The organism is Hymenobacter nitidus (assembly GCF_020447315.1).
In the GTDB taxonomy this organism is placed as follows: domain Bacteria; phylum Bacteroidota; class Bacteroidia; order Cytophagales; family Hymenobacteraceae; genus Hymenobacter; species Hymenobacter nitidus.
In genome coordinates, this window is sequence record NZ_JAJADQ010000009.1 from 153472 (window position 1) to 178802 (window position 25331).

The following is a 25331-nucleotide window of genomic DNA, read 5'->3' on the forward strand; positions in this document are numbered from 1 at the left end:
GGATATTCAGATGAAAGAGCCGGGCCGGCCGCCGCAAAGATAGGATTCATGGGCGCCTGCGCCACATGCCCGCCGCAATGCACCTGAATTTGCTGGCCGCGCCCCGGTGCGAGGAAGGGGATTCTGTACCCTTCTCCGGTCATGCGGCGCCTGGCCAAGCAGCTCTCCCGAACGACACACCGAAGCGGGAGAGTTGCTTCGCCAAGCGCCGCATGACGTTCTTTTATACTACTGGCAGCATCTAAGATTATCCCTACCCAAATAGTTAAAATTCACATAGCATATATATTTCCCTATGTTTGTCGATAGTGCCAAGAGTGCCAGACAACTACCGGCGGCATTCTGGTGTCTACTCCCCTACTCCCGACCTTCTACTCTATTTCTTCTCAGAACATGGAACTGGTTATCGACCACCTCTCCAAAACTTACCCCAACGGCACCAAGGCCCTCAACAGCGTGTCGCTGCGCATCGCGCCGGGTATGTTTGGCCTGCTGGGCCCCAACGGCGCCGGCAAATCGTCGCTGATGCGCACGATTTCGACCCTGCAGGAGGCCAACTCGGGCACGATTCAGCTCGGCGACATCAACGTGCTGCAGGAGCCCGAGCGGGTGCGGCAGGTACTGGGCTACCTGCCCCAGGAGTTTGGCGTGTACCCGAAGGTGACGGCCAGTGAGCTGCTGGAGCATTTTGCCGTGCTCAAGGGCATTAGCCACAAGGGCGAGCGGCGGCAGGTGGTGGATGCGCTGCTGCATCAGACCAACCTCTGGGAGGCCCGCAACAAAAACCTGGGCGGCTACTCGGGCGGTATGAAGCAGCGCTTCGGCATTGCCCAGGCCCTGCTCGGCAACCCCAAGCTCATCATCGTGGATGAGCCCACGGCCGGCCTGGACCCTACCGAGCGGAACCGCTTCCACAACCTGCTGGCCGAAATCGGGGAAGACCGTATCGTGATTCTGAGCACTCACATCGTGAGCGACGTGTCGGACCTATGCCGGCAGTTTGCCATCATCAACAAGGGCCGGGTGCTGTACACCGGCGACCCGCTGGTGGCCATCGAGGAAATGCGCGGGCAGATCTGGCGCCGCAGCGTGGCCAAAGCCGAGCTGGCGCAGTATCAGCAGCAGTTTTCCGTGATTTCCTCTCGCCTGTTTGCCGGCCAAACCATCATTCACGTGCACAGCCTGGCCCAGCCCGGCAACGGGTTCGAATCGGTGGAGCCCACGCTGGAAGACGTGTATTTCGCCCGCATTCATACGGCCGAAAAGGTAGCTACGGCCCTGGCAAAAGGCTAAAAGACCGTCCTGCTGACCGCCGGGCCTGTTCCATAACGCCGGCCCACGCGGCGCTTACTCTAGAAAACCACGGACTATGTTCCTCGAAATATTCCTTTTTGAGCTGCGCTACCGCCTGAAGCGGCCGGCTACCTACATCTACTTTGTGCTCATTACGGCCATTGCCTTCCTGCTGATGCTGGCCGTGGGCGGCGTGTTTGGGGCCAACGTGACCATAGGCGGCGGGGGCGGCCGGGTACTGGCCAACTCGCCCTACCAGATATCGGCCATTCTGCTAGTGGTCAGCTTATTCGGCTCCTTCATTACCTCGTCGATGATGGGTACGCCGGTGTACCGCGACTTTGAGCACCGCACTCATTCGCTCTACTACACCAACCCCATCAGCAAAATGGGCTACCTCGGCGGCCGGTTTCTGGGCTCGTTCGTCGTCACGGTCGGCATCTTTCTGGGCGGGGCCCTGGGCTTGTGGCTGGCCACCTTCTGGCCCACGATGATAGCCGATAAGCTGGGCCCGAACCACCTGGCGGCTTACCTGCAGCCTTACCTGCTCATCGTGATTCCCAACCTGTTCCTGACCGGGGCCATCTTCTTCACCGGTGCCACCCTATCACGCTCGGCCCTGGCTATCTACCTGGGCGGCGTGCTGTTTCTGGTGCTTTATACCGTCAGCGCCGGCCTCAAGCAGAACCTGGACAACGAAACGCTCAAGAACCTGCTCGACCCGCTCGGGGGCAGCGCCATCAACCTGACCCAGCGCTACTGGACCGTGGCCGAGCGCAACTCCCAGCTCCTGCCCTGGAGCACATATATGGTCCAAAACCGCCTGCTCTGGTGCGGCGTGGCCCTGCTGACGCTGGTGGCGTGCTACGTATTTTTCCGGTTCTCCTTCGCCAATAAGTCTGACTCCGGCGTCCGGCCCCGGGCCGACAAGCTGGCCGGGGCCGACGTGCCCCAGACCTTGCAGCTGCCGCGGGTGGCGCCGCGCTTCACGCCCGGCCTGGCCTGGGCCCAGCTGGGCCGCTTGGTGCGCCTGGAGTTTTTCAGCACCATCCGCAGCGTCTACTTTATCGGGATTCTGGGCGCGGGCCTGCTGTTTCTGCTGGTAGCGGGTCTGCAGGTCGGCAAGATTTATGGCACCAACACCTACCCCGTCACGCCCGTGGTGGTGCAGCTGCTGGTCGGGTCGTTCAGCATTTTCCAGCTCATCATCATCACCTTCTACTCGGGGGAGCTGGTGTGGCGGGAGCGGGACGCCAACATTCACCAGATCTACGACGCCATGCCCATGCCCTCGTGGGTGCCGTTCGTGGCCAAGCTCACGGCCCTGATGCTGATTCAGGTGCTGCTGCTGGCCCTGGTGATGGTCTGCGGGCTGCTACTGCAAACCGGCATGGGCTACTTCCGCTACGAGCTGGGCGTTTATATCAAGGACCTGTTCGGCTTCCAGCTCATCAGCATGCTGCTGCTCTGCGTGCTGGCCATGCTGATTCAGGTGCTGGTCAACAACAAGTTCATGGGTCATTTCATCATGATCCTCTACTACCTGTTCAACATTTTCAAAAGCCAGCTGGGCCTGGAGCACAACCTCTACAGCTTCAACTCCGACCCCGGCGTGCTGTATTCGGCCATGAACGGCTTCGGCCACTTCGTGCTGCCCTACTTCACCTTCAAGCTGTACTGGGCGGCCTTTGCCGTGGTGCTGGCCATTGCCAGCAGCCTGCTGTGGCCGCGGGGCACCGAAACGCGCTTTTCCTGGCGCTGGCAGCAGTTCCGCTCCAGCTTCTCGCCCGGCCTGCGCGTAGTAGCGGGCCTGGCCCTGTTGGTATTCGCGGGCGTGGGCGGCTATATTTTCTACAACACCAACGTACTGAACGCCTACCGCTCGTCGGATGCCCAGCAAGCCCTGCAGGCCCGCTACGAGAAAACCTACAAGCCCTACGCCCGCCGGCCCCAGCCCAAGGTAGTAGCCGTGAATGTGGCCGTGGATATGTACCCCGAGCAGCGCGACATCCGCTTCCGGGGCTCCTACTGGCTGCTCAACCGCACGGCCCAGCCCATCGACTCGGTGCAGGTAGTGAGCAGCACCCACGCCGAAGTGAAGCAGCTACAGCTGGGCCGCCCGGCCAAAGAAGTACTGCACGACCAGCTCGGCGACCTGGATTTCCGCATCGTGCGCCTGGCCCAGGCCCTGCAGCCGGGCGACTCGGTGCAGCTCAACTTCGACTTGGCCTACACCAATCCGGGTTTCGAAAACAACGGCTCGAATACGGACGTGGTCTACAATGGCACGTTTGTCAACAATTCCGAGCTGCTGCCCCACATCGGCTACCAGGAGGCCGTGGAGCTGGGCGACGATGATGTGCGCAAAGAGCAGGGCCTCAAGCCCCGGCCCCGCATGGCCCCCGTCGGCGACTCGCTGGCCCGGATGAAGCCCTACATCAGCAGCGACGGGGACTGGATTCGGTTTGAAACCACGCTGAGCACCAGCGCCGACCAGGTCGCCATTGCCCCGGGCTACCTGCAGCGGGAATGGACCAAGGACGGCCGCCGCTACTTCCACTACAAGATGGACGCGCCTATACTGAACTTCTACTCGTTTCTGTCGGCCCGCTACGAGGTGTACAAGGACAAGTGGCAGAACGTGCCCATCGAAATCTACTACCAGCCGGGCCACGAGTACAACCTGAAGCGCATGGCCCTGGGCGTGAAAAAGTCGCTGGACTACTACACCACCCGCTTCGGGCCCTACCCGCACCGGCAGGTGCGCATTCTGGAGTTTCCGGGCTACAACAGCTACGCCCAGAGCTTTCCCAACACAATCCCCTTCTCGGAAAGCATCGGCTTCGTGGCGCAGGTCGACTCCACCGACCCCGAGGACATCGACTACCCGACCTACATTACGGCCCACGAGGTGGCCCACCAATGGTTTGGCCACCAGATTGTGAGTGGCAACGTGCAGGGCGGCACGCTGATGTCGGAAACCCTGAGCCAGTACGGAGCCCTGATGGTGATGAAGCAGCTCTACGGCGAACAGAAAATGAAGCGTTTCCTGCGCTTCGAGCTCAACTCCTACCTGACGGGCCGGGCCATGGAGCGCAAGAAGGAAGTGCCGCTTTACCTAGTCGAAAACCAGCCCTACATCCACTACCGCAAAGGCTCGTTGGTGATGTACGCCCTGCAGGACTACCTGGGCGAGCGGGTCGTGAACGAGGCCATCAAGGAGTACCGCGACAAAGTGGCCTACCAACGGGCGCCCTTCACCAACTCGGTGGAGTTTCTGACCACCCTGCGCCGGCACACCCCCGATTCCCTGCAGTACCTGGTCACGGACCTGTTTGAGCGCATCACGCTGTATGAAAACAAGGTCGATTCGGCCTCCTACCACAAGCTGCCCAACGGCCAGTACCGCGTGCAGTTTACCATCGATACCAAGAAGCTCTACGCCGACTCGCTGGGCAACGAAACCGCCGACACCAAGTCGCGCACCCTGATTGACGTGGGCGTGATGGGGCGTAAAAAAGTAAACGGCAGCTGGCAGGATGTGCCCCTGCGGGTGGAAAAGCAGCGCCTGGCCCCGGGGCATCACCGCCTGGAGTTTACCGTGCCCGACAAGCCGGAGCGCGTGGGCATCGACCCCTACAACAAGCTGATTGACCGCAACCCGGACGACAACCTCAAGGCTCCGGATGAGAAAAAGGCGTAGGCCCGCGTAGGGCTTCCGTGCAAAAAGCCCGACCGTAGCCGGCCGGGCTTTTTGCTGGGCGGCAAGTACGCGCCAATCATGCTACCTTCGCGCCCAGAGCGGCCGGCTCGTTGGCGCCGAAAAATTGGCCCGGAATCTGCAATGCGCCTCCCCGACACTGCTATACTGCTTTCTCCCCCTCATCTGCATATGAAACGTACCGTTCTTCTTGCCGCTGCCGCCCTGCTGGCCTTCTCTACCGCCCAGGCCCAAACGGCGCCGACCAAGATCAAAACCAAATCGAAATCGGAAACCGGCGCCTCGGTTAAAACCAAAACTGAAGCCGACACCGAGCCCGTAACCCTGAACGGCCCCATCAAGCGGGTGGAAACCCTTTCGGGCATCGATGTATTCCCCGCTTCCGGCGGGCAGACCATCATGCTCAGCTTCACCCAGCAGTTTACCAAGCCCGGCACGCTGGTGATGACCGACTATAAGAACAAGCCCGTGTATACCACCGAGCTGGACCCGGCCAACAACACCGGTGCCCCCGTGGACCTGGGCCGCATTCCGGCCGGTACGTATATGATTGAGGCCAAAACCGGCAACTACGTGTACTGGAAGAAGGTGCGCATCAAGTATCCTTCGGCTCCGGTGTCGAAAAAGCGTCGCTAGAAACGCTTTACAGCATTTTTCGCCTCCGAAATCGTTCTGGTTTCGGAGGCGTTTTATTTCGGGCCCGGGCCGGAACACTCCGGCGCCGCCCGAGCGTTTTACCCGCTTCTTTCCCTTCTCCCGGCTACCTTGCTGCTGACCTATGAAAACATTCCCTTTTTCCGGCCGCCTGGCCGCCCTGCTGCTGCTAGTGGTGCTGCTTACGGCCTTCGCCGGCCCCAAGCTGACCAAAACCACAGTCGGTAAGAACATCACCATCGGCGTACCCACCGGCTTCTCGGCTTTGCCCGACGACGGTATTGCGGCCAAATACCCAGCCCCGCGCAAGCCATTGGCCGTTTTCACCAACCCCAGTGGCCGCGTCGATTTGAGCGTGGCCCAGAAGCCCACTACCTTCACCGACCGGGACTATGGCCTGCTGCTGAAAATCTACAAGTCCAGCATCCAGAACATGTATTCCAAGGTGGAATTCCTCTCCGAAGACATCCGCACCATCAACAAGCGCGACTTCATTGCCCTGGAGTTCGTCTCGTCGGTGGCCGACAACAAGCGCGGCAGCAACCTGGCCCCCATCCGGCGCTACCAGTTTGTGCAGTACGCCATTCAGGGCGACCAGCTGCTGGTCTTCACCTTCAACTGCCCTGCCGAGGAGCAGCCCCAGTGGCGCCCCACCGCCCAGGCCCTGATGCAGAGTATCACGGTTAAGTAATGTGCTAATGTGTTAATGCCAGTCATTGCGAACGTAAACCGCGGCACCCGCAGGACAGTGTAGTTAACCCGTCCTCTGAATTGTGCCAAGTGCCTTTAAGCGAAAAGCCCTTTCTCATTGTTACGAGGAAGGGCTTTCTGGTAAAAGACAGTAACTACCTTCGCAGAGGACGGATGGCCACGGCCTTCGCTCGCCATTACAGGTGATTAGCACCTTACCCACATTCCTCACAATAGAAAACATGACTCTTTCCCTGTATTCCGACGAGCAGTACATGCGCGAGGCGCTGAAACAGGCGCGCTACGCCCTGCAGGAGGAGGAAATTCCGATTGGGGCGGTAGTCGTGATGGACAAGCAGATCATTGCCCGGGCCTACAACCAGACCGAGAAGCTGCGCGATGTGACGGCTCACGCCGAAATGCTGGCCCTGACGGCAGCGGCCAACTACGTGGGCAACAAGTACCTGGCCGACTGTACGCTCTACGTCACGGTGGAGCCCTGCGTGATGTGCGCCGGGGCCAGCTTCTGGGCCCAGGTGAAGCGCGTGGTATACGGCGCGGCTGAGGAGAAACGCGGGTTTCGGCGCCACGGCAACCTGCTGCACCCGCGCACCGAGCTGGCCACCGGCATTCTGGGCGAGGAAGCTGCCGGGCTGATGCGGGAGTTTTTCGCCCAACGCCGTAAATAAGCTACTTTTGGCCGGCCCCGGTGGGGATGGTCACAACCATAACTGCCGCGGGGGAGTTATTACCTAACCTCTCCACAGCATCCATTCACCCAACTTAACCTCCTACTTATGGCTTTCGAACTGCCCCAACTGCCCTACTCCTACGACGCGCTAGAGCCTTACATCGATGCGCAGACGATGGAAATCCACCACAGCAAGCACCATCAGGCCTACGTTACCAACCTGAACAACGCCATTGCCGGCACCGACCTGGAAGGCAAGTCGCTGGAAGAGCTGATGCACAACGTGGCTTCGGCCCCAGCCGCGGTGCGCAACAACGGCGGCGGCCACTGGAACCACTCCCTGTTCTGGACCATTCTGGGCCCCAACGGCGGCGGTGAGCCCACCGGCGCCATCGGCGAGGCTATTACCTCGGCTTTCGGCTCCTACGAGAAGTTCAAGGAAGAATTCACCAAGGCCGCTACCACACGCTTCGGCTCGGGCTGGGCGTGGCTCTGCAAGCAGGCCGACGGCTCGGTGCAGATCTGCTCAACACCCAACCAGGACAACCCGCTGATGCCCGACACCGGCTGCAAAGGCACCCCCGTACTGGGCCTCGACGTGTGGGAGCACGCCTACTACCTCAAGTACCAGAACAAGCGCCCCGACTACATTGCGGCCTTCTACAACGCCATCAACTGGGACGAGGTAAACCGCCGTTTCAGCGAAGCTGGCTAAGCTGCTTCAGTCAACTAAAAAAGCCTCCCCACTGCTGGGGAGGCTTTTTTTATGCAGTATTAGTACAAGTTTAAGCGGAATCCGGGGGTTTGAGGTAGCGCTGCAGGGCCGCCACATAGGCCTCGAAAGCAGCCACACCCTGGGGCGTGATGGCGCAGCGCGTAAGCGGGTAGCTGCCGCTGAATTCCTTGGTCATGGTCAGGTAGCCGGCGTCCTTGAGCTTGCCGATCTGCACGCTCAGATTGCCGGCCGTGGCCCCGGTTTTTTCCTTCAGGAACGTAAACTCAGCCTCGCGCACACTCAGCAGCAGCGACATGACCGCCAATCGGAGCTGGGAGTGCAGCAGCGGGTCGAGTTCCTCAAACGGCGCGGCCACGGCGGTACTGAATTTTGAGTAGATGCCCCGGGATGATATAGGCCACCAGCACGGCCGCCGCTACCAGCAGCAGCTGCAGGTCGAAGCTCACGCGGAAGGCCACCGTGGCCAGCAGCCAGCAGGTGGCCCCACCCCAGATGAGCGGCCGAAACCGCAGGGCCCCGCCCGTGGCAAAGGTACCCAGGCCGTAGAGCGCAATAATGAGTGGGTAGGCCGTTTTCCAGCCGTAGGCAGCGCCCACGCCCAGCAGCATGCTCATCATCACGCCAAAGCCCGACCAAAGGTATACCATAAAGTCGCCCTGGGCGGTGCGCGTCCGTTCGCGGCGGCCCCGGCGCACCCCATGCACGAAGGCCACCACCGAGCCCAGGCTCATCAGAATGGGCCAGGCCAGCCACGGCTTGTCGTAGTTGGCTTGCAGCAGGCCGTAGTGTACCAGCGTAGATACCAGCACCAGCCAGCCCCAGAGCAGCAGGTCGAAGGAATTGTCGCTCAACTCCTGCTTGGCCTCCCGAATCATCTGGTGAATCAGGTGCAGGCTTTCCGCGCCGGTCAGCGGTTTATCAGTGGTTTCCATAAAGATCGGGAAAGAGGGTAAAAGAGGGAAATACTAGAGGGAAGGCGAGGAAAGCAGCTCGAAGAAGGGGTTGCAGCGAATTTCCCCGGCCGGCTCCCGCTTCGCCGGAGCATTGGATGGCACCGACGCAGCAGACCTGGGTTGAGGTTGGAGGTCCGCCCGGTTTTCGCGCAGCAGCCCCAGCACGCCTAGGCCATACACCACGGCCATGCTCCAGGGCACCACCACGAAGCTGTGGGTGGCAAAGAGCAGCCCGCCGCCATAGGCCACGGCTACCGTGGCAATGGTCAGGAACCAGTAGGTACGGCTGCTGTAGAGCCAGGCGTAGACGAAGAAGTGGGCGCCGGCCACTACGCCTACCAGCATGGGCAGCTGCGGCAGGTGGCGGAAGTAAAACCAGATAAACAGGGGCGTGAAGAACTGCTGCCACACGGCCGCCAGCCCGCCCAGCGTGCCCAATGGGTTGTCTTGGATGAAGAAGTCGATTCCCAGTAGGCGGTTCAGCAGCAGCCCCAGCGGAAAGATGAGGCCCATTCCGCCGAACAGCACCAGGCCCATGGTGCGCTCTGGCAGCCACCAGCCCAGCGCCCCCACCACGGCCAGCACCACGGCGGCAGTGGCAATGATGGTGACGCCCCGGCGGGAGGCCCGAATATTTTCCAGTTGAAGCTCAGCAAGAGAACGAGCAGGCATCATGGCAGTACAGATTAAAGACGTTGAGAAGCGTTTTGGCAGGAATGAAAGCGGTAATCAGCCCATTCTCCGGGCTTCCGCTTAGCGGCGCGAGGCAGCCCGCAGCACCGCGCCGGGTACCAGCAGGGCCGCCGCCGCACCCGCGGCCAGCAGAATCATCTGGTCGGTAGAAGCCGGAAAGCGGAAGGCCAGGGCGCCCAGCATCCAGGCCGCCGCGCCCCCAAAAATCAGGGTGCGCAGTTGCAGAATGCCGCCGGCCACAAAGGTGCGGGTACCCAGGGCAAACAGCATCAACGGCAGCACGGTGGCCCAGCCCAGGCGCGGCACCAAGGCCGGCAGCACGGCCAGCAACACCCACGTAGCCAAACGCAGCAACCGCACCGCCTCGCCCTGCACCGAGCGCGCCGACTGCTTCCAGCCACGATAGAAGTGGAAAGCAAAGGCCGTGAGGCCGGCCCCGGCAATAGCCACTGAGAAAGGCAACCCCTGCAGCGCAGGAACTGCAGCCTGCACGATGGCCGCCGTGCCTACGGCTGTGCCCCACAGCAGGTAATCGGTGGCGTTGGTAGCCAGTTCCTGGGGAGTGGCCGCCAGGGGCTGAGAAGCGGCTGAGGATGCTTGGGCGGCGAATGTGGTGGCAGTTGACATAGCGGTAAGGGTTTGGTTGTGGATGACTGTTTGAACGATACAAACATAAACTAGTTTACAATATAAACTACATCACAACGCAAACTTTATTTTTCGCCAGCCTTTTCCGCGGCTGTATTCTGCCTGCCAGAGTTTCATCCTTTCTGCCTCTTTCCCGGCTCTGCTCCGGCCTGACCGGTGGCCTTTCTGCTCTTCTCGCTGCGCACAAATCCGACTGCCAATGGGTCAGGATCTTCATAATGCGGCCCCAACCCGAAGCTTTTTCCCCCAATTCCTCCGCAAAGAAATCTTGTATCTTTAGGAGCAAAAATTCCCTCCCTCCCTTTCTTTCAATCTGAATTGCATGAGTACCAAGCTTCGCCTCATTATTCTGAGCTTCTTACAGTTTTTCATCTGGGGTTCGTGGCTGATAACAATTGGCGCGTATTGGTTTCAAACCAAACAATGGTCGGGGGGGCAGTTCGGCGCCATCTTCTCGACGATGGGCATTGCCTCCATCTTCATGCCTTCCCTGATGGGCATCGTGGCCGATAAGTGGGTGAATGCCGAGAAACTCTACGGCATACTCCACATCCTGGGCGGCATAGTGCTGTTCACCGTGCCGCTCGTGGCCGACCCCGGCACCATGTTCTGGGTGATGCTGCTGAACATGATTTTCTATATGCCCACGCTGGCTCTGTCCATTGCCGTGTCGTATTCGGTGCTCAAGCGCGAAGGATTTGACGTGGTCAAAAGCTACCCGCCCATCCGGGTGTGGGGCACCATCGGCTTCGTCGTGGCCATGTGGACGGTAAGCTTGCTGGGCTTCGAGAAATCGGCCAGTCAGTTCTATATAGCATCGGGCGCGGCCATTCTGCTGGGTTTCTACTCGTTTACCCTGCCCAAGTGTCCGCCCACGGCTACCAATACGTCCAGCCAGAGCCTGATGGAAGTACTGGGCCTTAAGTCGTTTGCCATCCTGCGCGACACGAAGATGCTGACCTTCTTCCTCTTCGCCATGCTGCTGGGCGCCGCTTTGCAGCTCACCAACGCTTACGGCGACACCTTCCTGCACGATTTCGACAAGGTGCCGGCCTACCAGGACACGTTTGCCGTGAAGTACCCGGCCATCATCATGTCCATCTCCCAGATTTCCGAGACGCTGTTTATCCTGGCTATTCCCTTCTTCCTGCGCCGCTTCGGCATCAAGCAGGTAATGCTGTTCAGCATGATTGCCTGGGTGCTGCGCTTCGGCCTGCTGGCCTACGGTACTCCCGACAACCCCGGCATCTGGCTGATCATCCTCTCGTGCATCGTCTACGGCATGGCTTTCGACTTCTTCAACATCTCCGGCTCCCTGTTCGTCGAAACGCAGACGGCCCCGTCTATTCGCGCCAGCGCCCAGGGCTTGTTTATGATGATGACCAACGGCTTCGGGGCCGTGCTCGGCTCCCTGGTAAGCGGCGTGGTTATCGAGCAATACTTCACCAACGCCGACCAAAGCAAGGACTGGCACGGCATCTGGCTGGCCTTTGCGGGCTACGCCTTGGCTATTGCCTTGTTGTTCGTGGTCCTGTTCCGCCACAAGCACGACCCCGAAGCCGTTTCCGAGCATCACGCGGAGCCCCTGCTGTCGGAAGCTTAGCCATTTGGGCTCCCACATTCCTAGCAAAGCTCCTGAGTCTGGCACTCAGGAGCTTTTTGTTTTCCGGCTTACTTCAACAGCAGCATTACTTGCTCAAGTAGTTCTTATTCTCTTACTTGCTGCTTACTAAGGCGTTGCAGATAACGACAGCGCCAATCCGGAGACAATCAGTCTTTAATTGGTATAACCTCAGTATAAAATAAGTTTGTTTTCAGCACACGAAAAAACCCACTCTGCATTACGCAGAGCGGGTTTTCCTGTTCTAGAAGCTACTGAAAGCCTAGAACTGCTCGTCGGCAGCGAAATAGAAGTCGCCTTCGATCTGCGCGTTTTCGTCGGAGTCCGAACCGTGTACGGCGTTGGCTTCGATGCTCTTGGCGTACTTCTTCCGGATGGTGCCTTCCGCGGCCTGGGCCGGGTTGGTAGCGCCAATCAGGGTACGGAAGTCGGCTACGGCGTTGTCCTTCTCCAGGATAGCGGCTACGATGGGGCCCGACGACATGTACTTCACCAGGTCGCCGTAGAAGGGGCGCTCCTTGTGGACGGCGTAGAACTCACCGGCGCGCTCGGCCGTCAGCTGTACTTTTTTCAGGGAAACGATGCGGAAGCCACCCTCTTCGATCATCTGCAGGATGCCACCAATGTGGTTGTCCTGCACCGCGTCGGGCTTAATCATCGTGAACGTGCGGTTAGTTGCCATTCGGGAGAATTTATAAGGTTATGAAAGTGAAATCAGAGGAAACCGGCCGGCGCCGATTGTGGCCGCAAAAGTAGCCGAATCTTGGCAGCTAAGTACAATACTCCGCAAATTACGCCCCGGCCCGGCCCACGGGGCCGCCGGCTTTTGACAACTTTCTTCTCCCGCGGCCCAAGTTTCGGCGGGGCTACTATTGGCGTTTTCCACCGTGCGTTGCGGCTTTCTTAAGCTCCACATTACCAGCCTGCGCCTGCCCTTCCCACCCTTGGCCGCGCCGAAGAGAACCCAAAGCCCGCGAAGCTTTGTTAGGGCTTCGGCGAATATCTGCGGAATATTTCCGACTTTTGCCGCCTTGCTTCCGGCCTAAACCGCCGAATTTCAGCCACCTATCAGTAGGCAATGTCCACTATCAGCGACCTGAAGGAGCTGCTCGCGCAGCCCCGGCAGATTTTCATCACCACGCACCACAAACCCGACGCTGATGCGCTTGGCTCCTCCCTGGGTTTGGCGGGCTACCTCCGCAAAAAGGGCCACCACGTCACCGTCGTCACGCCCTCCGACTACCCGAGCTTCCTGGCCTGGATGCCCGGCAACGACGAGGTAATCGTGTACGAGCCGCGGCAGAACGACGCGCAGGTCCGGGAGATTATCGGCACGGCCGAGGTTATCTTCTGCCTCGATTTCAGCTGCCTGGGCCGTATCAACGAGATGGGCGAGTACATCCGCTCGGCACCCGGCACCAAGGTCCTGATCGACCACCACCTGGAGCCCGAGCAGTTTGCCGACCTCGACTTCTCGAACCCCAAAGCCGCCGCGACGGCCGAGCTGGTGTTCGAAGTTATCCGCGACCTGGGCGACCAGGACCTGATTGACGTGGGCATCGGCGAGAGCCTCTACGCCGGCATCATGACCGACACGGGCTCGTTCCGCCACCCCAGCACCTCGCGCAACGTGCACCTCATTATTGCCGAGCTGCTCAACGCCGGCATCGATTTGTCGTCGGTGCACCGCCGCATCTACGATTCGCACTCCGAGATGCGCCTGCGCTTCCTGGGCTTTGTGCTCAAGGACAAGCTGGTAGTACTGCGCGAATACAACACGGCCTACATTGCCATTACCCAGGACGAGCTGCGCCAGTACCAGTCCAAAACCGGCGACACCGAAGGCCTGGTAAATTTCGCGCTCAGCATCGAGGGCGTCGTATTCGCGGCCGTGCTCATCGACCGGGGCCAGGCCGTGAAGATTTCCTTCCGCTCGGTGGGCGACTTCTCCGTCAATGAGTTTGCCCGCAAAAATTTCAACGGCGGCGGCCACCACAATGCGGCCGGTGGCATCAGCCACGAGGCCCTGGAGCCCACCGTGCAGCGTTTTCTGGAGCTGCTGCCCCAGTATCAGACCCAGCTTGTTACGGCGCCCTTGGCGGTTGCGCCCCCTTCGGTGTAACTTGCCCCAAATTCAATTTTTCCAACCCTTCCCTTTTCATGTCTTTTCAACGCAATTTTCTGAGCCTGGCCCTCGCTGCCGGCGTTCTGGGCCTGGCCTCCTGCAACAAGGGCGGCGGTGATTTCACCAAGACCAAGTCGGGCATCGAGTACAAAATCTTCAAGAATGAAGGTGGCAAGTACAGCGACAAGTCGGTAGCGGCCGAAGGCGACGCGACCTACAAAGACCGCCTGGGCAAGATTCTGGCGCTGAACGTGGAATACCGCACGGCCAAGGACTCGGTCCTGTTCAACTCGCGCAAGCAGCAGGGCATTCCCATGCGCATCAAGCTGCAGGAAGTGACCACCAAGGGCGGCATTGAAGAGGCCCTGGCCCTGCTGGCCCCCGGCGACTCGGCCGTGTTTAAGTTCAACGTGGACACCATTTTCGCCAAGTCGTTCAAGCAGCCTGTGCCCCCGTTCATGAAGAAGGCCGGCAACACGATGACCATGTTCGTGAAGGCCGACAAGCTGCAGACCGAGGAAGAAGCCAAAGCCGCTCAGGAAACGGAAATGGCCGAGCAGCAGAAGAAGATGATGGCTTACGCCGAGCAGCAGATCAAGAAAGACGATGTGATTCTGCAGGACTACATCAAGAAAAACAACCTCACCGCGCAGAAAGACCCTTCCGGCATCTACTACGTGGTAACCAAGGCCGGCGCGGGCGCCAAGCCGACCCCCGGCCAGACGGTTTCGGTGCTCTACAAAGGCACCCTGCTCGACGGCAAAGTATTCGACTCGTCGGAGAAGATGGGCAACAAGCCAATCGAATTCCCGCTGGGTGTGGGCCAGGTGATTCCGGGCTGGGACAAGGGCATTGCCCTGCTCAACAAAGGCTCGAAAGCTACCCTGCTGATTCCTTCGTCGCTGGCCTACGGGCAGCGCGGTGCCGGCGCCGACATTCCGGCCGATGCGCCCCTGCGCTTCGACGTGGAACTGGTGGACGTGAAGTAAGCTGCCGCACCACATACCCGAGCCGCCGTGCTTGTGCCCTGGGGCCGGGCGCGGCGGTTTTTTTTATTCAGCTCAGCAGCCCCCGTATGCTACAGCACTTTTCATTTCGCCCGCTGGCCAGCCGTCTGCTGGCTATTCTTGGCGCCATCAGCCTGCTTACCGCCTGCAAAGACGAAGAGGTGAAGGACTACACGGCCATCGACGAAGCCATCATCAAGCAGTACGTGGCCGACAATAAGCTGGCCGACGCCCAGCGCCAGGCTTCCGGTCTGTATTTTATTCCGACTTCGACCACGACCGGCGTGCAACCAAAGCAGGGGCAGACAGTCTCCGTATCGTACACCGGAATGTTACTGAACGGAACCGTGTTTGATGCATCATCCCGGCGCAACAATGGGGCTCCCTTCGAGTTTGTGTTGGGCAAAGGCGAGGTTATCAAGGGGTGGGACGAAGGCATTGGCCTGATGACCAAAGGTAGCAAAGCCATCCTGCTGCTGCCCTCGGCCCAGGGCTACGGTGCGCGGCCGGCCGGGGCCATTCCGGCCAACAGCGTGACCCGCTTCGACGTGGAGCTGGTAGACGTGAAGTAAGTCTGCTGGTGCTTTAACCGGTCAACGGTTTGGGCGCAGTTTTTTCAATACAACGACCAAGGTTAAAAGAGATGAAAAGTTTATTGTCGCACTCGCTCGTCACTCGGCTGGTTATTCTGCTGCTGGCGGTGGCCCCTGTATTGTCGGCCTGCAACACGGAAACCGACGCCGTTCGGGACGCGCGCAAGCACGAAGAAGAGTACAAGAAGATTGACGACGCCCTGATTCAGGACTATTTCACCCGCCACGGCATTACCAGCAGCAACTACCAGCGCACCGAGGAAGGCATCTACCTGGTGAATGTGAAGGAAGGCACCGGCAACCTGATTGTGGCCGGCAACACGGTGCAGGTGAAGTACATCGGCAAATACATCAAGAAAGAGTACGAGGACGTTGTGTTCGACAAGTCGTACGGCAACCGCAGCTTGTGCGAGTGTACCGAGGTAGTAGTGGGCAGCAACCGCGTAATTCAGGGCTGGGAAAAGGCCTTGCTGCGCATGAAGCTCGGGGATGAGAAGCGGATTTTCATTCCCTCCTACCTGGCCTACGGTCAGTACGGCAAGGCTCCCATTCCCGGCGACGAGCCCCTGCAGTTCGACATGCTCATCAGCAAAGTTCAGTAGCCGCAAGGCCTCGTTGTGCTGATGAAATACTCCCGGGTTTGGCTGCTGGCGGTGCTGCTGGGTGCCCCCACGGCCGCACTGGCCCAGCAACGACCAGCGCCGACGGCCGTGGCCGATACGGCACTGCAGCAAAGAACAGCCAGCGGGGTGCGCTACACCATCCGGCAGCTGGGCACGGGCCCCAAGGCCCAAACCGGCGACCGGATGCAGGTGCACTACACCGGCTTTCTGCCCGATGGCCACATCTTCGACTCGTCGGTGGCCCAGGGGCGACCCTTGCGGCTGAAGGTAGGCACCGGCGAAGTTATTCCGGGCTGGGACGAAGTGCTGCTACTACTACCGGCCGGCAGCCGGGCCCGGGTCTGGATTCCGGCGGCGCTGGCCTACGGCCCGACCGGCGTCCGCAACCCCGACGACGACAGCCGATTCACGGTACCGCCCAACACCAGCCTCATTTTTGAGCTGGAAGTCGTGAAAGTCCGCTAGCTACTGTCCTAACAACAACGCCTACTGAGGAATCAGCAGGCGTTGTTGTTTTATAAGCCAGGGCGCATTATTCGGCCAGTACTTCCGACAGAATATCCAGGGAGCGAATATCTCCCAGCTTCTCGATGTGGAGCTGGTAGTAGCGAATCACCACGTCGAGCAGCTCGCGGCGGACGCGGCCGTTGGGAATCGTCACGTGGTCGGGAGTGCGCAGCAGCTGGTCGAAGTACTGGTCGAACTCGCGGAAGCGCAGCGCGGCCGGGCCCGTAGCACCCGCCGTGGCCGGAGCTGCCGAAGCAAAGGCCACCTGGCTGGTCAGCTCCTCTCCCGACTCAATGCCGAAGCCCAGGTAGCTGGCAAACTGCAGCAGAAACGTCAGGGCAAAGTTTTCGAAGCCGTCGGGCTGCTGGTCGAAGCGCGTGATGGAGTCGTAGAGAAACTCAAACAGGGGCTCGTTCTCCTCTTCTTCCAGCAGCGTACGGCTCACTACTTCCGACAGAAACAGCACCACGCTGCTTTTGTGCACGTCGTAGGGCAGCGTGCTGAACGGCACCGCGCACCGGTACTCCGACAGGCGTGTGATGCCGCCCTGGCGCGAAGTATAGGCCACTAAGTCGAGCAGGGTGAAGGGCTGAAACAGGGCAATACGGCCCGGCGGCTTGGCCTTGCGCACCCCGTTGATGATATAGGTCTGCAGGCCCAGCCGCTCGGTGTAGATGCGGGCAATGATGGACGTTTCGCGGTACTTGATATAGTTCAGGACAATGCCCCGAGTCTTGATCAGCATAGGGAATGAAAAGCTGGTAGTGGTGCCGGGCCAGCAGGCCCGATCAGGACAGAAACACCACCGCGCGGCTAATGGCTCCCGCCGCCCGGGTGGCCCGCTGGATTATTTCTGCACTACGGCAATTTTGCTTACGCAGCCGTTCTTGCCGTCCGCATCCGCTGACAGCACCAGGTACACGCCCGACTGCACCTTGCGGCCGTTGTAGTCGGCCAGGTTCCAGACGACGGTGCCGCCGCTGGCCGTGGTCTGGTATACGAGCTTGCCGGTGACGTCCGTAATTTTGACCGTCCCGTTGTTGGCCAGCCCACTGATGCCCACCTGCCCGGTGAAATCGGTGCGCACGGGGTTAGGCGACACCTTGGCGCAATCGGGGGTTCCTTCCGTGACGGTAGCCGAGCCGCGGTAAGAGAGCAGCCCCGCGTCGGTTATCACGAACACGTCGCCGGTGCGGTCATTCACTTCCACATCCACGATGTTGCTGGAGGGCAAGGGGCTGTTTTCGGTGGTGAAGTACAGCAGGCTTTCGTCGACCTCTTCGCTGAACAGCCACAGGCCCCGGTCGGTGCCAAACCACTTGCGGTTGGCCCCGTCCACGGCCACCGTTTTCACGACCTCATTGAGCAGGGCCCGGTAGCCGCTGCTGATGCCCTGCCGGATGATGGGCTGCTGGAAGTTGTAGCTGCTGACGCCCGAAAACACCGAGCTGGGGTCACTGAAATACGCAATGCCCTTGGCCGTCGCCACCCAGATATCCCCTTTGCGGTCTTTCACGATGTCGTAGATTTCGTCGGCCGGCAGCTCGCTGTTACCGGTGGAGAAGTAGCGGATGTTCTGCTCCTTGGGGTCGTAGGCGATGATGCCGATGCCGTCTTTGCGCGACTGGGACGCCCACACGAAGCCGTTGTTATCGATGACAATCCGGTCCAGGTTATCGAAGCCCGCGAAGTAAGGCATGGTGCGCCAGGTATTGGACGCGGGCATGTATTGGTGCAGGCCCGAGGTGTTTTTCAGTTCGGGGTGCCGGTTCACGACCCACACGTTGCCCTGGGCATCCGTCGCCAGATCAGTAATGCGGGTATATTCCGGGTCGCTGAGAATGGCACTTTTAAGCGGGCTGCCGGGCGTACCCTGGGTGAATTGCTTGTAGTCGGTGGGGCTTTTCCACTGCAGCAGCCCGTTGCCGTAGGTGGCAATGTAGAGCGTGCCATCGGGGGTGCGTACGCCGCGGGTGATGTCCTTAAAGCGGCGCATCGTGGGCGAAGGCTGGAAGTTCTCGTTGGTGAAATTGGTCCAGCGGCCGTCCTTGTACTCGAAAAAGCCGCCCAGCCAGTCCTGCTGCACGTACCGGTCGAAGTAGCCGCCGCTGAAGACATCCACGGTGTTGGTACGCGCATCGGCCAGCACACTAAACGCCCGGGCATAGGCCGGGGCGTTGGTCGTGAAGTTTTCTGCCTGCTGGCCATCCTTGGTTTTCACCAGGCCTTTGCTGAGGTCGGCAACATAGTAGGCGCCCTCGGCACTCTGTAGGGCCATCAGCGGAAACGGCAGCTGGGCAGCGGTGAGCAGCTGGGTCATGGTTCCGTCGGGCTTGCGCAGCATCACCTTCTGGTCGCCCACAATGAGCAGCCCGGCCGCGCTGCTGTTGAGCTGAGCATACTCGCCGGCGTAGGTGTTCGGCAACGGCTGCCAGGCCGGAGTGCCGCAGTTGTAGCACAGCACGGCGCCCCCGTTGCGGGCCGCATACACGTTTCGGCCCTGCGTGGCCAGAGTGCGGTAGGGGCTGGCACCCGACGTTACCGGCAAGTCTATCGTCCAGCGGCGGTAGTCCAGCAGGTTGTCGGTGAGCTGGCCGCGCATCAGGCCGGCGGAGGTAGCGGCAAACAGCGTATTGTCGAGCACCGTGGTGGCATACACCGTAACGGGCGTGCCGTTGGGCCCGATGTTGCCGTACGTATCCCGGATTTCGCGCTTGGCCATGTCCACCACCACCAAGCCGAAGCTGCAGCTCAGATAAGCCCGGCTCCGGCCGAAGCTGATATGACTGATGGTTTTGCCGCCCGTAATGCTTTTGCGGGCAATGTCGCTGATGTTGATAATCGAGCCATCGGCGGCCAGCACGTCGAGGTTGGCACTGCGGTAGGCAACCAGTACCTGCTTCGTGCCGGGGTCGTAGCCCAGGGTGCTCACGCCCACATCGTTCAGCCCGTCGCGCCGGGAAAGCAGCTGGGTGGTGTTTAGCTCCTTATCGTAGAAGAAAAAGGAGTTTTCGGTAGCTACGTAGATGCGGCTGCCGGCCTCAGCCAGAGCCTGGGCGCGGTTGTTGGGCAGGTGCAGCTGCCAGTCGCCGTAGCCGGCCGTGCCCTGGGCCACGGCGGTGCTGCCACTGAGCACATGAACCAGCAAAAAGAAAAGACCGGACCACCGGCAGGCGCGTAGCAAACGATTCATTGGCAGCGGAATAATAACCCCTAAGATAAGCTCAGCTGGCATAACGCCATTGGCCCGGGTTTAGTGCTTAGCGGCGGCCGCAGCGGTGGGCTCCGTGCTTTTTTCCTTCATGCCTTCCTGGAAGCAGGTGCGGCAGCGGGCTTCGTAGGAGTCGGTTTCGCCGAGCAGAATCTTGTCGCCGGAGGCGGCAATGCGGAAAGAATAGGTAGCCAGTTCGCCGCAGCACACGCACACGGCGTGCACTTTGGTTACGAACTCGGCAATGGCCATAAGCGTGGGCATGGGGCCAAAGGGCTTGCCCATAAAATCCATGTCGAGGCCGGCCACGATAACGCGGGTGCCGCGGTTGGCCAGCTGGGTGCACACGTCGACCAATGACTCATCGAAAAACTGGGCCTCATCCACGCCCACCACGTCGCAGGAGCCGGCCAGCAGCAGCATTTCCTGGGCAATGGGCACGGGCGTCGAGCGGATGCTGTTCGAGTTGTGCGACACCACATTGTGCTCGTGGTAGCGCGTGTCGAGGGCGGGCTTGAAGATTTCGACCCGCTGGCGGGCAATTTTGGCCCGGTTCAGGCGCCGGATCAGCTCTTCGGTTTTGCCCGAAAACATGGAGCCGCATACGACTTCTATCCAGCCCCGGCGGGGCGTGTCGCGGCTCGTGCCGACGCGAGGTTCTATAAACACGGTGGTAGCGGTTGTCGGTGGTCGGGAGCGGGCACGCCGGCTCCGATTGGAACCTCTAAAGTACGGCTTTCGGTGGGTAGCCCCAAAGCCTGCCTGTCGTCTTTGCCTGCAACGACACAAACTCAGACCGTTGTATTTGCAGGTAGTCCGCTGACTTTGCGGATGCTCAGCAGGTCGTACGAAGCTGAGTAGCGCACTTCCACCCTGTCGCCGGGGCTGAGGGACGCATACAGCCGGGCCGGGACGCTCACCCGGTGCGTTTCGTCGGGCGCCAGCTCCAGCCACATAGCGCCCAATACACTCGTTTTGCGGCGCACGTCAAACTCACCGACCAGCTGGTAGCCTGCTTGCCGGTTGCGGTGGGGCTTCAGCAGAAACTGATACACGCCGTAGCCAAAGAGTAGCACCAGCAGCCCCAGGCTCGCCAGCAGCTTAGGGGCGTATTCCTCCATTGTGTCGGGGATTTCGAAGCCGGAGTGCCGGGAAGGAATGAAGGGCAGCACCAGCGCCATCACCACTGCCCCCACTGCAATGAGCACCAGCCGCAGCAGCTGTTCCCCCAGGCTCAGTCCCGCTTCCAGCCACAGCACGCGCCGGTAGAGCTTGCGGTGGTGCGGCAGCAGCGCGGCGCCCAGTTTATTCGGCATCGTCGTAGCGCAGGTGCGGCAGCATGGTAGCCCGCGGCACCCGCCCCAGCACCTCACCCTCGGGCAGCCGCGTTTGGCAGGTGAGGCGCTCGTGGGGCAGCAGGCGGCCGGCCGCGCGGTAGCGCAACTCGGCGTCGGTGGGTGGCGTTAGGGAGTCGAGCCCACCGACCACCTCCAGCCGGCACGTAGTACAGCGGCCCTTGGCCCCGCAGGCGTGCATCCAGTCGTGGCCGGCAGCTTGCAGGGCGGCCAGCAAAGTAGCGCCGGCGGGCACCGAAACTACGGCGCCAGGCAGGTTTTGCACGGTTAGAGTGGGCATCTTTGCTTAAATTGCCCGTTGAACCAGGCTTTCGATGAAAGACAAATATAGCTCAGCAAACCGCGAACAATACGGCCAGCGGCTGGCCACTCAGCTCTGTGACCAGCACTTCGGCCCCGCTCCCACCGCCTCGCTCGACGGCCCCGCCGTGCTGCGCTTCACCCCGATCCGGCAGGTAAACCTGTTTGTGGTGCAGCAGCTGCTGGCCCAGTGGACAAGCGAAATGGCGCGCCTGCGCAGCCCGTATTTCGACTTTGAGGCGCCCGACGTGCGCCAGGCCCTCACCCAGTTCATGAACGTGCTGTCGCGCCGCATCAAGCTCAGCCGGGCCGCCTTCGAGCCCCTGCTGGCCCGCGCCATCAGCGACACGCTCGGCGTGGCCACCGACCCGGTGCTGACGTTTGAGCATAAGCTCATAGGCACGCAGCCCACCACGACGGCCGAGCAGCTACGCGACGCCCTGCGCTACCTCGACCTGGACAAAGCCTTGTTTCAGGGCTTTGTTGATACCCTGACGTCGGGCACTGCCCTGGAGCGGGACTTCGTGCTGAACCGCTTCCGTCTTTACCAGGAGGCGAATTACAAGAGCCACACGCCCCTGGAAAAAGTAGTGGCCGACTTCAACCCGCTACTGCCCCTCACGGTGGCTGACTTGCAAGAATCCGCCGGCGAAGCGCCCAAGCCTCCAGTAGAGACGCCGGCGGTAAAAGCTACCCCCACTCCCACGGCCGCGGAGGCTCCGGCAGCTAGTGCGCCACCGCCTGCCCCCGAAGCTCCGGCGCAGCCGGAACACCTGCCCGAAGCAGCACCAGTAGCTGAAAAATCGGCGCCGGCACCCCTGCCAAGCTTTGTGGCGACGTCGGCTCCGGCTCCCGTGGCACCACCAGTGGCCCCGGCCGAACCGGAAACGGTGCGGCGGCCACTGACCGAAACGGCCGCTCCGGCGGGTGTACCGCTGTACGAAAAGCTGAAGGCCGAACAGCCAGCTGCCGCTTCCCTGAGCGAAACCCTGCGCGGCGGACAGACGACCAGCGCCACCCTGGCCGAAAAGTCGGCACCCAAGGTGGAGTCGCTGCGGGAAGCTATATCCATTAATCAGCGCTTCAGCTTCATCAATGAGCTGTTCAATGGCGAAAACATGGAATACCACACCGCCATTCAGCACCTCGACACGCTGCCCAACGCCGAAGTGGCCAAGCGCTACGTGACGGAAGATCTGGCCCAGAAATACGGCTGGGTGCGCAAGGAAGAGCACATCAACAAGCTGCTCAAGCTCCTGGACCGTAAGTTCGCCTAAGCTGACCGGGGCGTGCATTCGGCGGCAACGAGACTGATTTCCGGGGTGGGCCATTGGCGGCAGCTGCTGCTGGTGTATATCCTGGCCGTGGGCGTGCTGGCGGGAAGCGCCTACACTATGTACGTGCATTACGACTTCTCTCACTCCCTGGACACGCGCAGCTACCTGAGCATGGCCCGGGGCGAGTTTCGGGGCGTCAGCATCACGCGCCGCTACCGGGTGGTAGTGCCGGCCGTAGCCGCAGCCGTGGCCTGGCCCGTCGAACAGGTGTACGCCCGCATCTGGCCCCAGCGCGCCGCCACCGACTGGCCCTTGCGCCTGGCATTTTACCTGGTGAATACCCTGGTGCTAGCCGGGGCCGGCGTATTGCTATTCCGTAGCTGCGTGCTCTACGGGGCCTCGCCGGGCGCGGCGGTGCTGGCCATGCTGGCCGTGCTTACCAGTCGCTGGGCCGTGTATACGGCCGGGCTGCCGCTGGTTGATAGTCTGTATCTGCTGGTGTTTGCGCTGGCGTTTTATGGAGCCCGCAGCGGCTCGGCAATGGCCTTGGCAGCCTGCATTCTGCTGGGGCCGCACGCCAAGGAGTCGTTTATCTTTCTGGTGCCCTGGCTGCTTTGGTTTGGTCACCGGGCCCTGCCCTGGCCCCGGCAAGTGGCCTTGCTGGTCGTGTCGGGCGTGCTGGCCTACGCCGTGCGGCACTGGATAGACGCGCAGGTGGGCGCCCCGCCCCAGGAAAGCCTGAACAACGCCCTGGACCACCTACACAACCTTACCTACTCGCTGCGACGGCTGCTGTCGGTGAAGGGCGCGGGCGAAATCTTCAGCATCTTCGGTTTTTTCTGGCTGCCGCTGCTGGCCGGGTGGCGGGGCGGCGGAGCCCATTGGTGGCAACCAGTGGGGCGTGGGGGGGCGGCCTTGCTGGCGGTAGTGGTGGTACACATGCTGCTTTCCGGCGACCTGGGCCGCATGGGCTACTTGGCGGCGCCAGTATTTGCCGTCGTGCTTTCCCTGCTACTTACCCGGCACCCGCTGTTTCGGTGGCTGTGGGTCACGCCCGCGTCTCAGCTGCCAGCTGAGTCTTAGCGAATTTCAGTCAGGTAATACGGCCCGAAAGCGGTGGGGAAAGAGTCTGCCTTTTCCGTCCGGAAACCCTGGAGCAGCTCCGCGTTTTGGTTGCCGTATACCAGCTGAGCCCGGTCAAGCAGCTGCGGACCGTCGAGCCCGGTGGTGAATACGCGGTGCCCGCTGCGCAGCTGGGTCCGTAGCCACCGGCGAAACTGCGCGGGCGACTGGCCGGGACGCTGCACCAGCAGCGTGGGCGCCGGCAGCACGTTGGGCGGCCCCACGGCCCGGCCGGTGTGGTAGTGCAGCTGGTTCAGCGTCAGGTTGTGGTTGTCGAGCAGAAACCAGCTGGTGGGCTCTTGCTGAATTTGCCGGAGCAACGCACTGCCCGGCTCGATACCCGTATTCGTGAAGCGCAGATAGTGGCTCGGTACCAGGCCAAACGCCAGGTTCCAGCCCAGCAAACCCGCGCCCAGCGTAGCTACGGCCCGACTTGGCAGCCACGGCAGGCCAGCTCCGGCTATAATAGCCAGCAGGGCAGGCATCATGACCATAAACTCGGCATTGCCCTCCGAATACACCGCAAACAGCAGGTGTAACACCAGAATCAGTAGGTGAATGCGTACTAAGACCAGCCCCGCCGCAGTAGCTACAGCCGGCTGGTAGGCACGCTGCCGGAAGCTGCACCCTGTCAGCCAGGCCCCATAGGCTAATAGGCTTAGAAAAGCTACCGCCGCCAGCCACAGCGCCGGATACAGCCGCAGCAACGCCAGTGTGGAGCCGTGGACCTGCCCGAACGTACGCCCCAGGTTCACCACTGACAGGAGCAGACCGTGCCCCGATATGCTACCGGTGGCTGTGCCCGCGTAATAATCGTGGAAGACAAAGCGCCACAGGGCCGGCACCGTGAGCGGCAGGTGCCAGTAGGGCAAGGCGGCCACGTAGGCCGCTGGCACCAGTAGCGCGGGCAAGGTGTACAGCAGCAGGGCACGCAGCTTTGCGCGGCCGGCGTACCACCCGGTACCGAGCAGCAAACCCAGCCACCAGCAAAAGTGAATTTGGTGAAACAGGCAGGCAAGCGCGGCCCAGAAGCCGGCTACCACTAGGTGCCACGGTTTCTGCCCATTCACCTGGTAACGCACCCAGACCAGGCTACCCAGCAAGGAGAGCAGAATGGGCTGAATGTAGGCCTCATTTTCGGTGGCAAAGCGCAGCACCCCGAAACTGGCTCCGGCTAGCAGCAGCCAGAGCCACCGTTTTTTATCAGGCGGCAGCAACAGGCGCAGCAGTTGCCGAAGCACCAGTAGGCTAGCGCCGCCGGCCAGAGCATTCAGGGCCTTTACCGCCGCCAGTATATCCGGGGCAAGCCCGGCGGCCTGGCCGGCCTGCACCCACAGCCAGCCCGCCACGTTGTAGAGCAGGTGGTGGGCCAGCAATAATTCGTGGCCGTGGCGCACGCAGGCCGCGTAGTACCAGGCGTCCAGGGTTGAGTTCTGCGTGGGCAGCAGCAGGTAAATCAGCGTTAGCGCGGCAATGGTGGCGTAGTCCGCCCAACGGTCATTCCGGGCCAT

General features: G+C 61.1%; 25 protein-coding genes. 14 read left to right on the top strand and 11 right to left on the bottom strand.

What is annotated here, in order from left to right:
- Window positions 1-393: 393 nt before the first annotated feature.
- The 6 genes from LGH70_RS17220 (at window position 394) to LGH70_RS17245 (ending at window position 7764) form a co-directional block, all read left to right on the top strand.
- The gene (locus LGH70_RS17220) at window positions 394-1293 is read left to right on the top strand and encodes an ABC transporter ATP-binding protein (protein WP_226188263.1); all 900 of its coding nucleotides are present in this window, start codon (window positions 394-396) and stop codon (window positions 1291-1293) included.
- 76 nt (window positions 1294-1369) lie between these two features.
- Entirely contained in the window at window positions 1370-4996 is a 3627-nt protein-coding gene (locus LGH70_RS17225; RefSeq protein ID WP_226188114.1) for an ABC transporter permease/M1 family aminopeptidase, read from the top strand.
- Window positions 4997-5185: 189 nt separating this feature from the next.
- Window positions 5186-5650, top strand: a complete 465-nt coding sequence (locus LGH70_RS17230) for a T9SS type A sorting domain-containing protein (RefSeq protein ID WP_226188117.1) — start codon at window positions 5186-5188, stop codon at window positions 5648-5650.
- A gap of 142 nt (window positions 5651-5792) precedes the next feature.
- Window positions 5793-6359 (top strand): DUF1795 domain-containing protein, encoded by a 567-nt coding sequence (locus LGH70_RS17235; protein ID WP_226188118.1) that lies wholly within the window; start codon window positions 5793-5795, stop codon window positions 6357-6359.
- Window positions 6360-6600: 241 nt separating this feature from the next.
- Window positions 6601-7047 (top strand): nucleoside deaminase, encoded by a 447-nt coding sequence (locus tag LGH70_RS17240; protein WP_226188119.1) that lies wholly within the window; start codon window positions 6601-6603, stop codon window positions 7045-7047.
- 108 nt (window positions 7048-7155) lie between these two features.
- Window positions 7156-7764 carry a superoxide dismutase gene (locus tag LGH70_RS17245; protein ID WP_226188120.1) on the top strand — a complete coding sequence of 203 codons (609 nt, stop codon included), beginning with the start codon at window positions 7156-7158 and terminating at the stop codon, window positions 7762-7764.
- Between the two features lie 70 nt (window positions 7765-7834).
- Here LGH70_RS17245 and LGH70_RS17250 read toward each other — a convergent pair whose 3' ends face one another.
- The 4 genes from LGH70_RS17250 to LGH70_RS17265 all read right to left on the bottom strand — a co-directional run bounded on the left by LGH70_RS17250 (window position 7835) and on the right by LGH70_RS17265 (window position 10058).
- The gene (locus tag LGH70_RS17250) at window positions 7835-8140 is read right to left on the bottom strand and encodes a winged helix-turn-helix domain-containing protein (protein WP_226188122.1); all 306 of its coding nucleotides are present in this window, start codon (window positions 8138-8140) and stop codon (window positions 7835-7837) included.
- Complete coding sequence (locus LGH70_RS17255; protein WP_226188123.1) at window positions 8124-8717, bottom strand: hypothetical protein; 594 nt, start codon at window positions 8715-8717, stop codon at window positions 8124-8126. The genes LGH70_RS17250 and LGH70_RS17255 overlap by 17 nt, the downstream gene beginning before the upstream one ends.
- Window positions 8718-8750: 33 nt before the next feature.
- Complete coding sequence (locus tag LGH70_RS17260) at window positions 8751-9413, bottom strand: DUF7010 family protein (protein ID WP_226188125.1); 663 nt, start codon at window positions 9411-9413, stop codon at window positions 8751-8753.
- Between the two features lie 78 nt (window positions 9414-9491).
- Window positions 9492-10058: a hypothetical protein gene (locus LGH70_RS17265; protein ID WP_226188128.1), complete on the bottom strand. Its 567-nt coding sequence runs from the start codon at window positions 10056-10058 to the stop codon at window positions 9492-9494.
- A 343-nt stretch (window positions 10059-10401) separates the two neighbouring features.
- Between LGH70_RS17265 and LGH70_RS17270 the strand changes: the two genes are divergently transcribed.
- A complete protein-coding gene (locus LGH70_RS17270; protein ID WP_226188131.1) occupies window positions 10402-11682 on the top strand; it encodes a nucleoside permease in 1281 nt (426 codons plus the stop codon).
- Between the two features lie 280 nt (window positions 11683-11962).
- On the opposite strand, the gene LGH70_RS17275 is transcribed toward LGH70_RS17270, so the two are convergent.
- A complete protein-coding gene (locus LGH70_RS17275) occupies window positions 11963-12382 on the bottom strand; it encodes a nucleoside-diphosphate kinase (protein WP_226188134.1) in 420 nt (139 codons plus the stop codon).
- Between the two features lie 396 nt (window positions 12383-12778).
- Between LGH70_RS17275 and LGH70_RS17280 the strand changes: the two genes are divergently transcribed.
- From LGH70_RS17280 to LGH70_RS17300, 5 genes are all read left to right on the top strand, one after another.
- Window positions 12779-13822: a DHH family phosphoesterase gene (locus LGH70_RS17280; protein WP_226188137.1), complete on the top strand. Its 1044-nt coding sequence runs from the start codon at window positions 12779-12781 to the stop codon at window positions 13820-13822.
- A 38-nt stretch (window positions 13823-13860) separates the two neighbouring features.
- The gene (locus LGH70_RS17285) at window positions 13861-14814 is read left to right on the top strand and encodes an FKBP-type peptidyl-prolyl cis-trans isomerase (RefSeq protein WP_226188140.1); all 954 of its coding nucleotides are present in this window, start codon (window positions 13861-13863) and stop codon (window positions 14812-14814) included.
- 86 nt (window positions 14815-14900) lie between these two features.
- Window positions 14901-15404: an FKBP-type peptidyl-prolyl cis-trans isomerase gene (locus tag LGH70_RS17290; RefSeq protein ID WP_226188144.1), complete on the top strand. Its 504-nt coding sequence runs from the start codon at window positions 14901-14903 to the stop codon at window positions 15402-15404.
- 71 nt (window positions 15405-15475) lie between these two features.
- Window positions 15476-16027, top strand: coding sequence for an FKBP-type peptidyl-prolyl cis-trans isomerase (locus LGH70_RS17295; RefSeq protein ID WP_226188147.1), 552 nt, complete (start codon window positions 15476-15478; stop codon window positions 16025-16027).
- Between the two features lie 21 nt (window positions 16028-16048).
- The gene (locus tag LGH70_RS17300; protein WP_226188149.1) at window positions 16049-16513 is read left to right on the top strand and encodes an FKBP-type peptidyl-prolyl cis-trans isomerase; all 465 of its coding nucleotides are present in this window, start codon (window positions 16049-16051) and stop codon (window positions 16511-16513) included.
- 67 nt (window positions 16514-16580) lie between these two features.
- On the opposite strand, the gene recO is transcribed toward LGH70_RS17300, so the two are convergent.
- The 5 genes from recO to LGH70_RS17325 all read right to left on the bottom strand — a co-directional run bounded on the left by recO (window position 16581) and on the right by LGH70_RS17325 (window position 21401).
- Window positions 16581-17300 carry a DNA repair protein RecO gene (recO, locus tag LGH70_RS17305; protein ID WP_226188152.1) on the bottom strand — a complete coding sequence of 240 codons (720 nt, stop codon included), beginning with the start codon at window positions 17298-17300 and terminating at the stop codon, window positions 16581-16583.
- Window positions 17301-17402: 102 nt separating this feature from the next.
- On the bottom strand, window positions 17403-19748 hold the full coding sequence (gene porZ / locus LGH70_RS17310) for a type IX secretion system anionic LPS delivery protein PorZ (protein ID WP_226188155.1): 2346 nt from the start codon (window positions 19746-19748) through the stop codon (window positions 17403-17405).
- Between the two features lie 60 nt (window positions 19749-19808).
- Entirely contained in the window at window positions 19809-20435 is a 627-nt protein-coding gene (locus LGH70_RS17315) for a thymidine kinase (RefSeq protein WP_226188158.1), read from the bottom strand.
- Window positions 20436-20557: 122 nt separating this feature from the next.
- A complete protein-coding gene (locus tag LGH70_RS17320) occupies window positions 20558-21082 on the bottom strand; it encodes a hypothetical protein (protein ID WP_226188161.1) in 525 nt (174 codons plus the stop codon).
- Window positions 21072-21401 carry a 2Fe-2S iron-sulfur cluster-binding protein gene (locus LGH70_RS17325; RefSeq protein WP_226188163.1) on the bottom strand — a complete coding sequence of 110 codons (330 nt, stop codon included), beginning with the start codon at window positions 21399-21401 and terminating at the stop codon, window positions 21072-21074. The genes LGH70_RS17320 and LGH70_RS17325 overlap by 11 nt, the downstream gene beginning before the upstream one ends.
- A 34-nt stretch (window positions 21402-21435) precedes the next feature.
- Between LGH70_RS17325 and LGH70_RS17330 the strand changes: the two genes are divergently transcribed.
- Together LGH70_RS17330 and LGH70_RS17335 are read left to right on the top strand one after the other, a co-directional pair.
- Window positions 21436-22698: a DUF8457 domain-containing protein gene (locus LGH70_RS17330; protein ID WP_226188166.1), complete on the top strand. Its 1263-nt coding sequence runs from the start codon at window positions 21436-21438 to the stop codon at window positions 22696-22698.
- 45 nt (window positions 22699-22743) lie between these two features.
- Window positions 22744-23781, top strand: a complete 1038-nt coding sequence (locus LGH70_RS17335; RefSeq protein ID WP_226188169.1) for a hypothetical protein — start codon at window positions 22744-22746, stop codon at window positions 23779-23781.
- Here LGH70_RS17335 and LGH70_RS17340 read toward each other — a convergent pair.
- Entirely contained in the window at window positions 23778-25331 is a 1554-nt protein-coding gene (locus tag LGH70_RS17340) for a hypothetical protein (RefSeq protein ID WP_226188172.1), read from the bottom strand. The genes LGH70_RS17335 and LGH70_RS17340 overlap by 4 nt on opposite strands.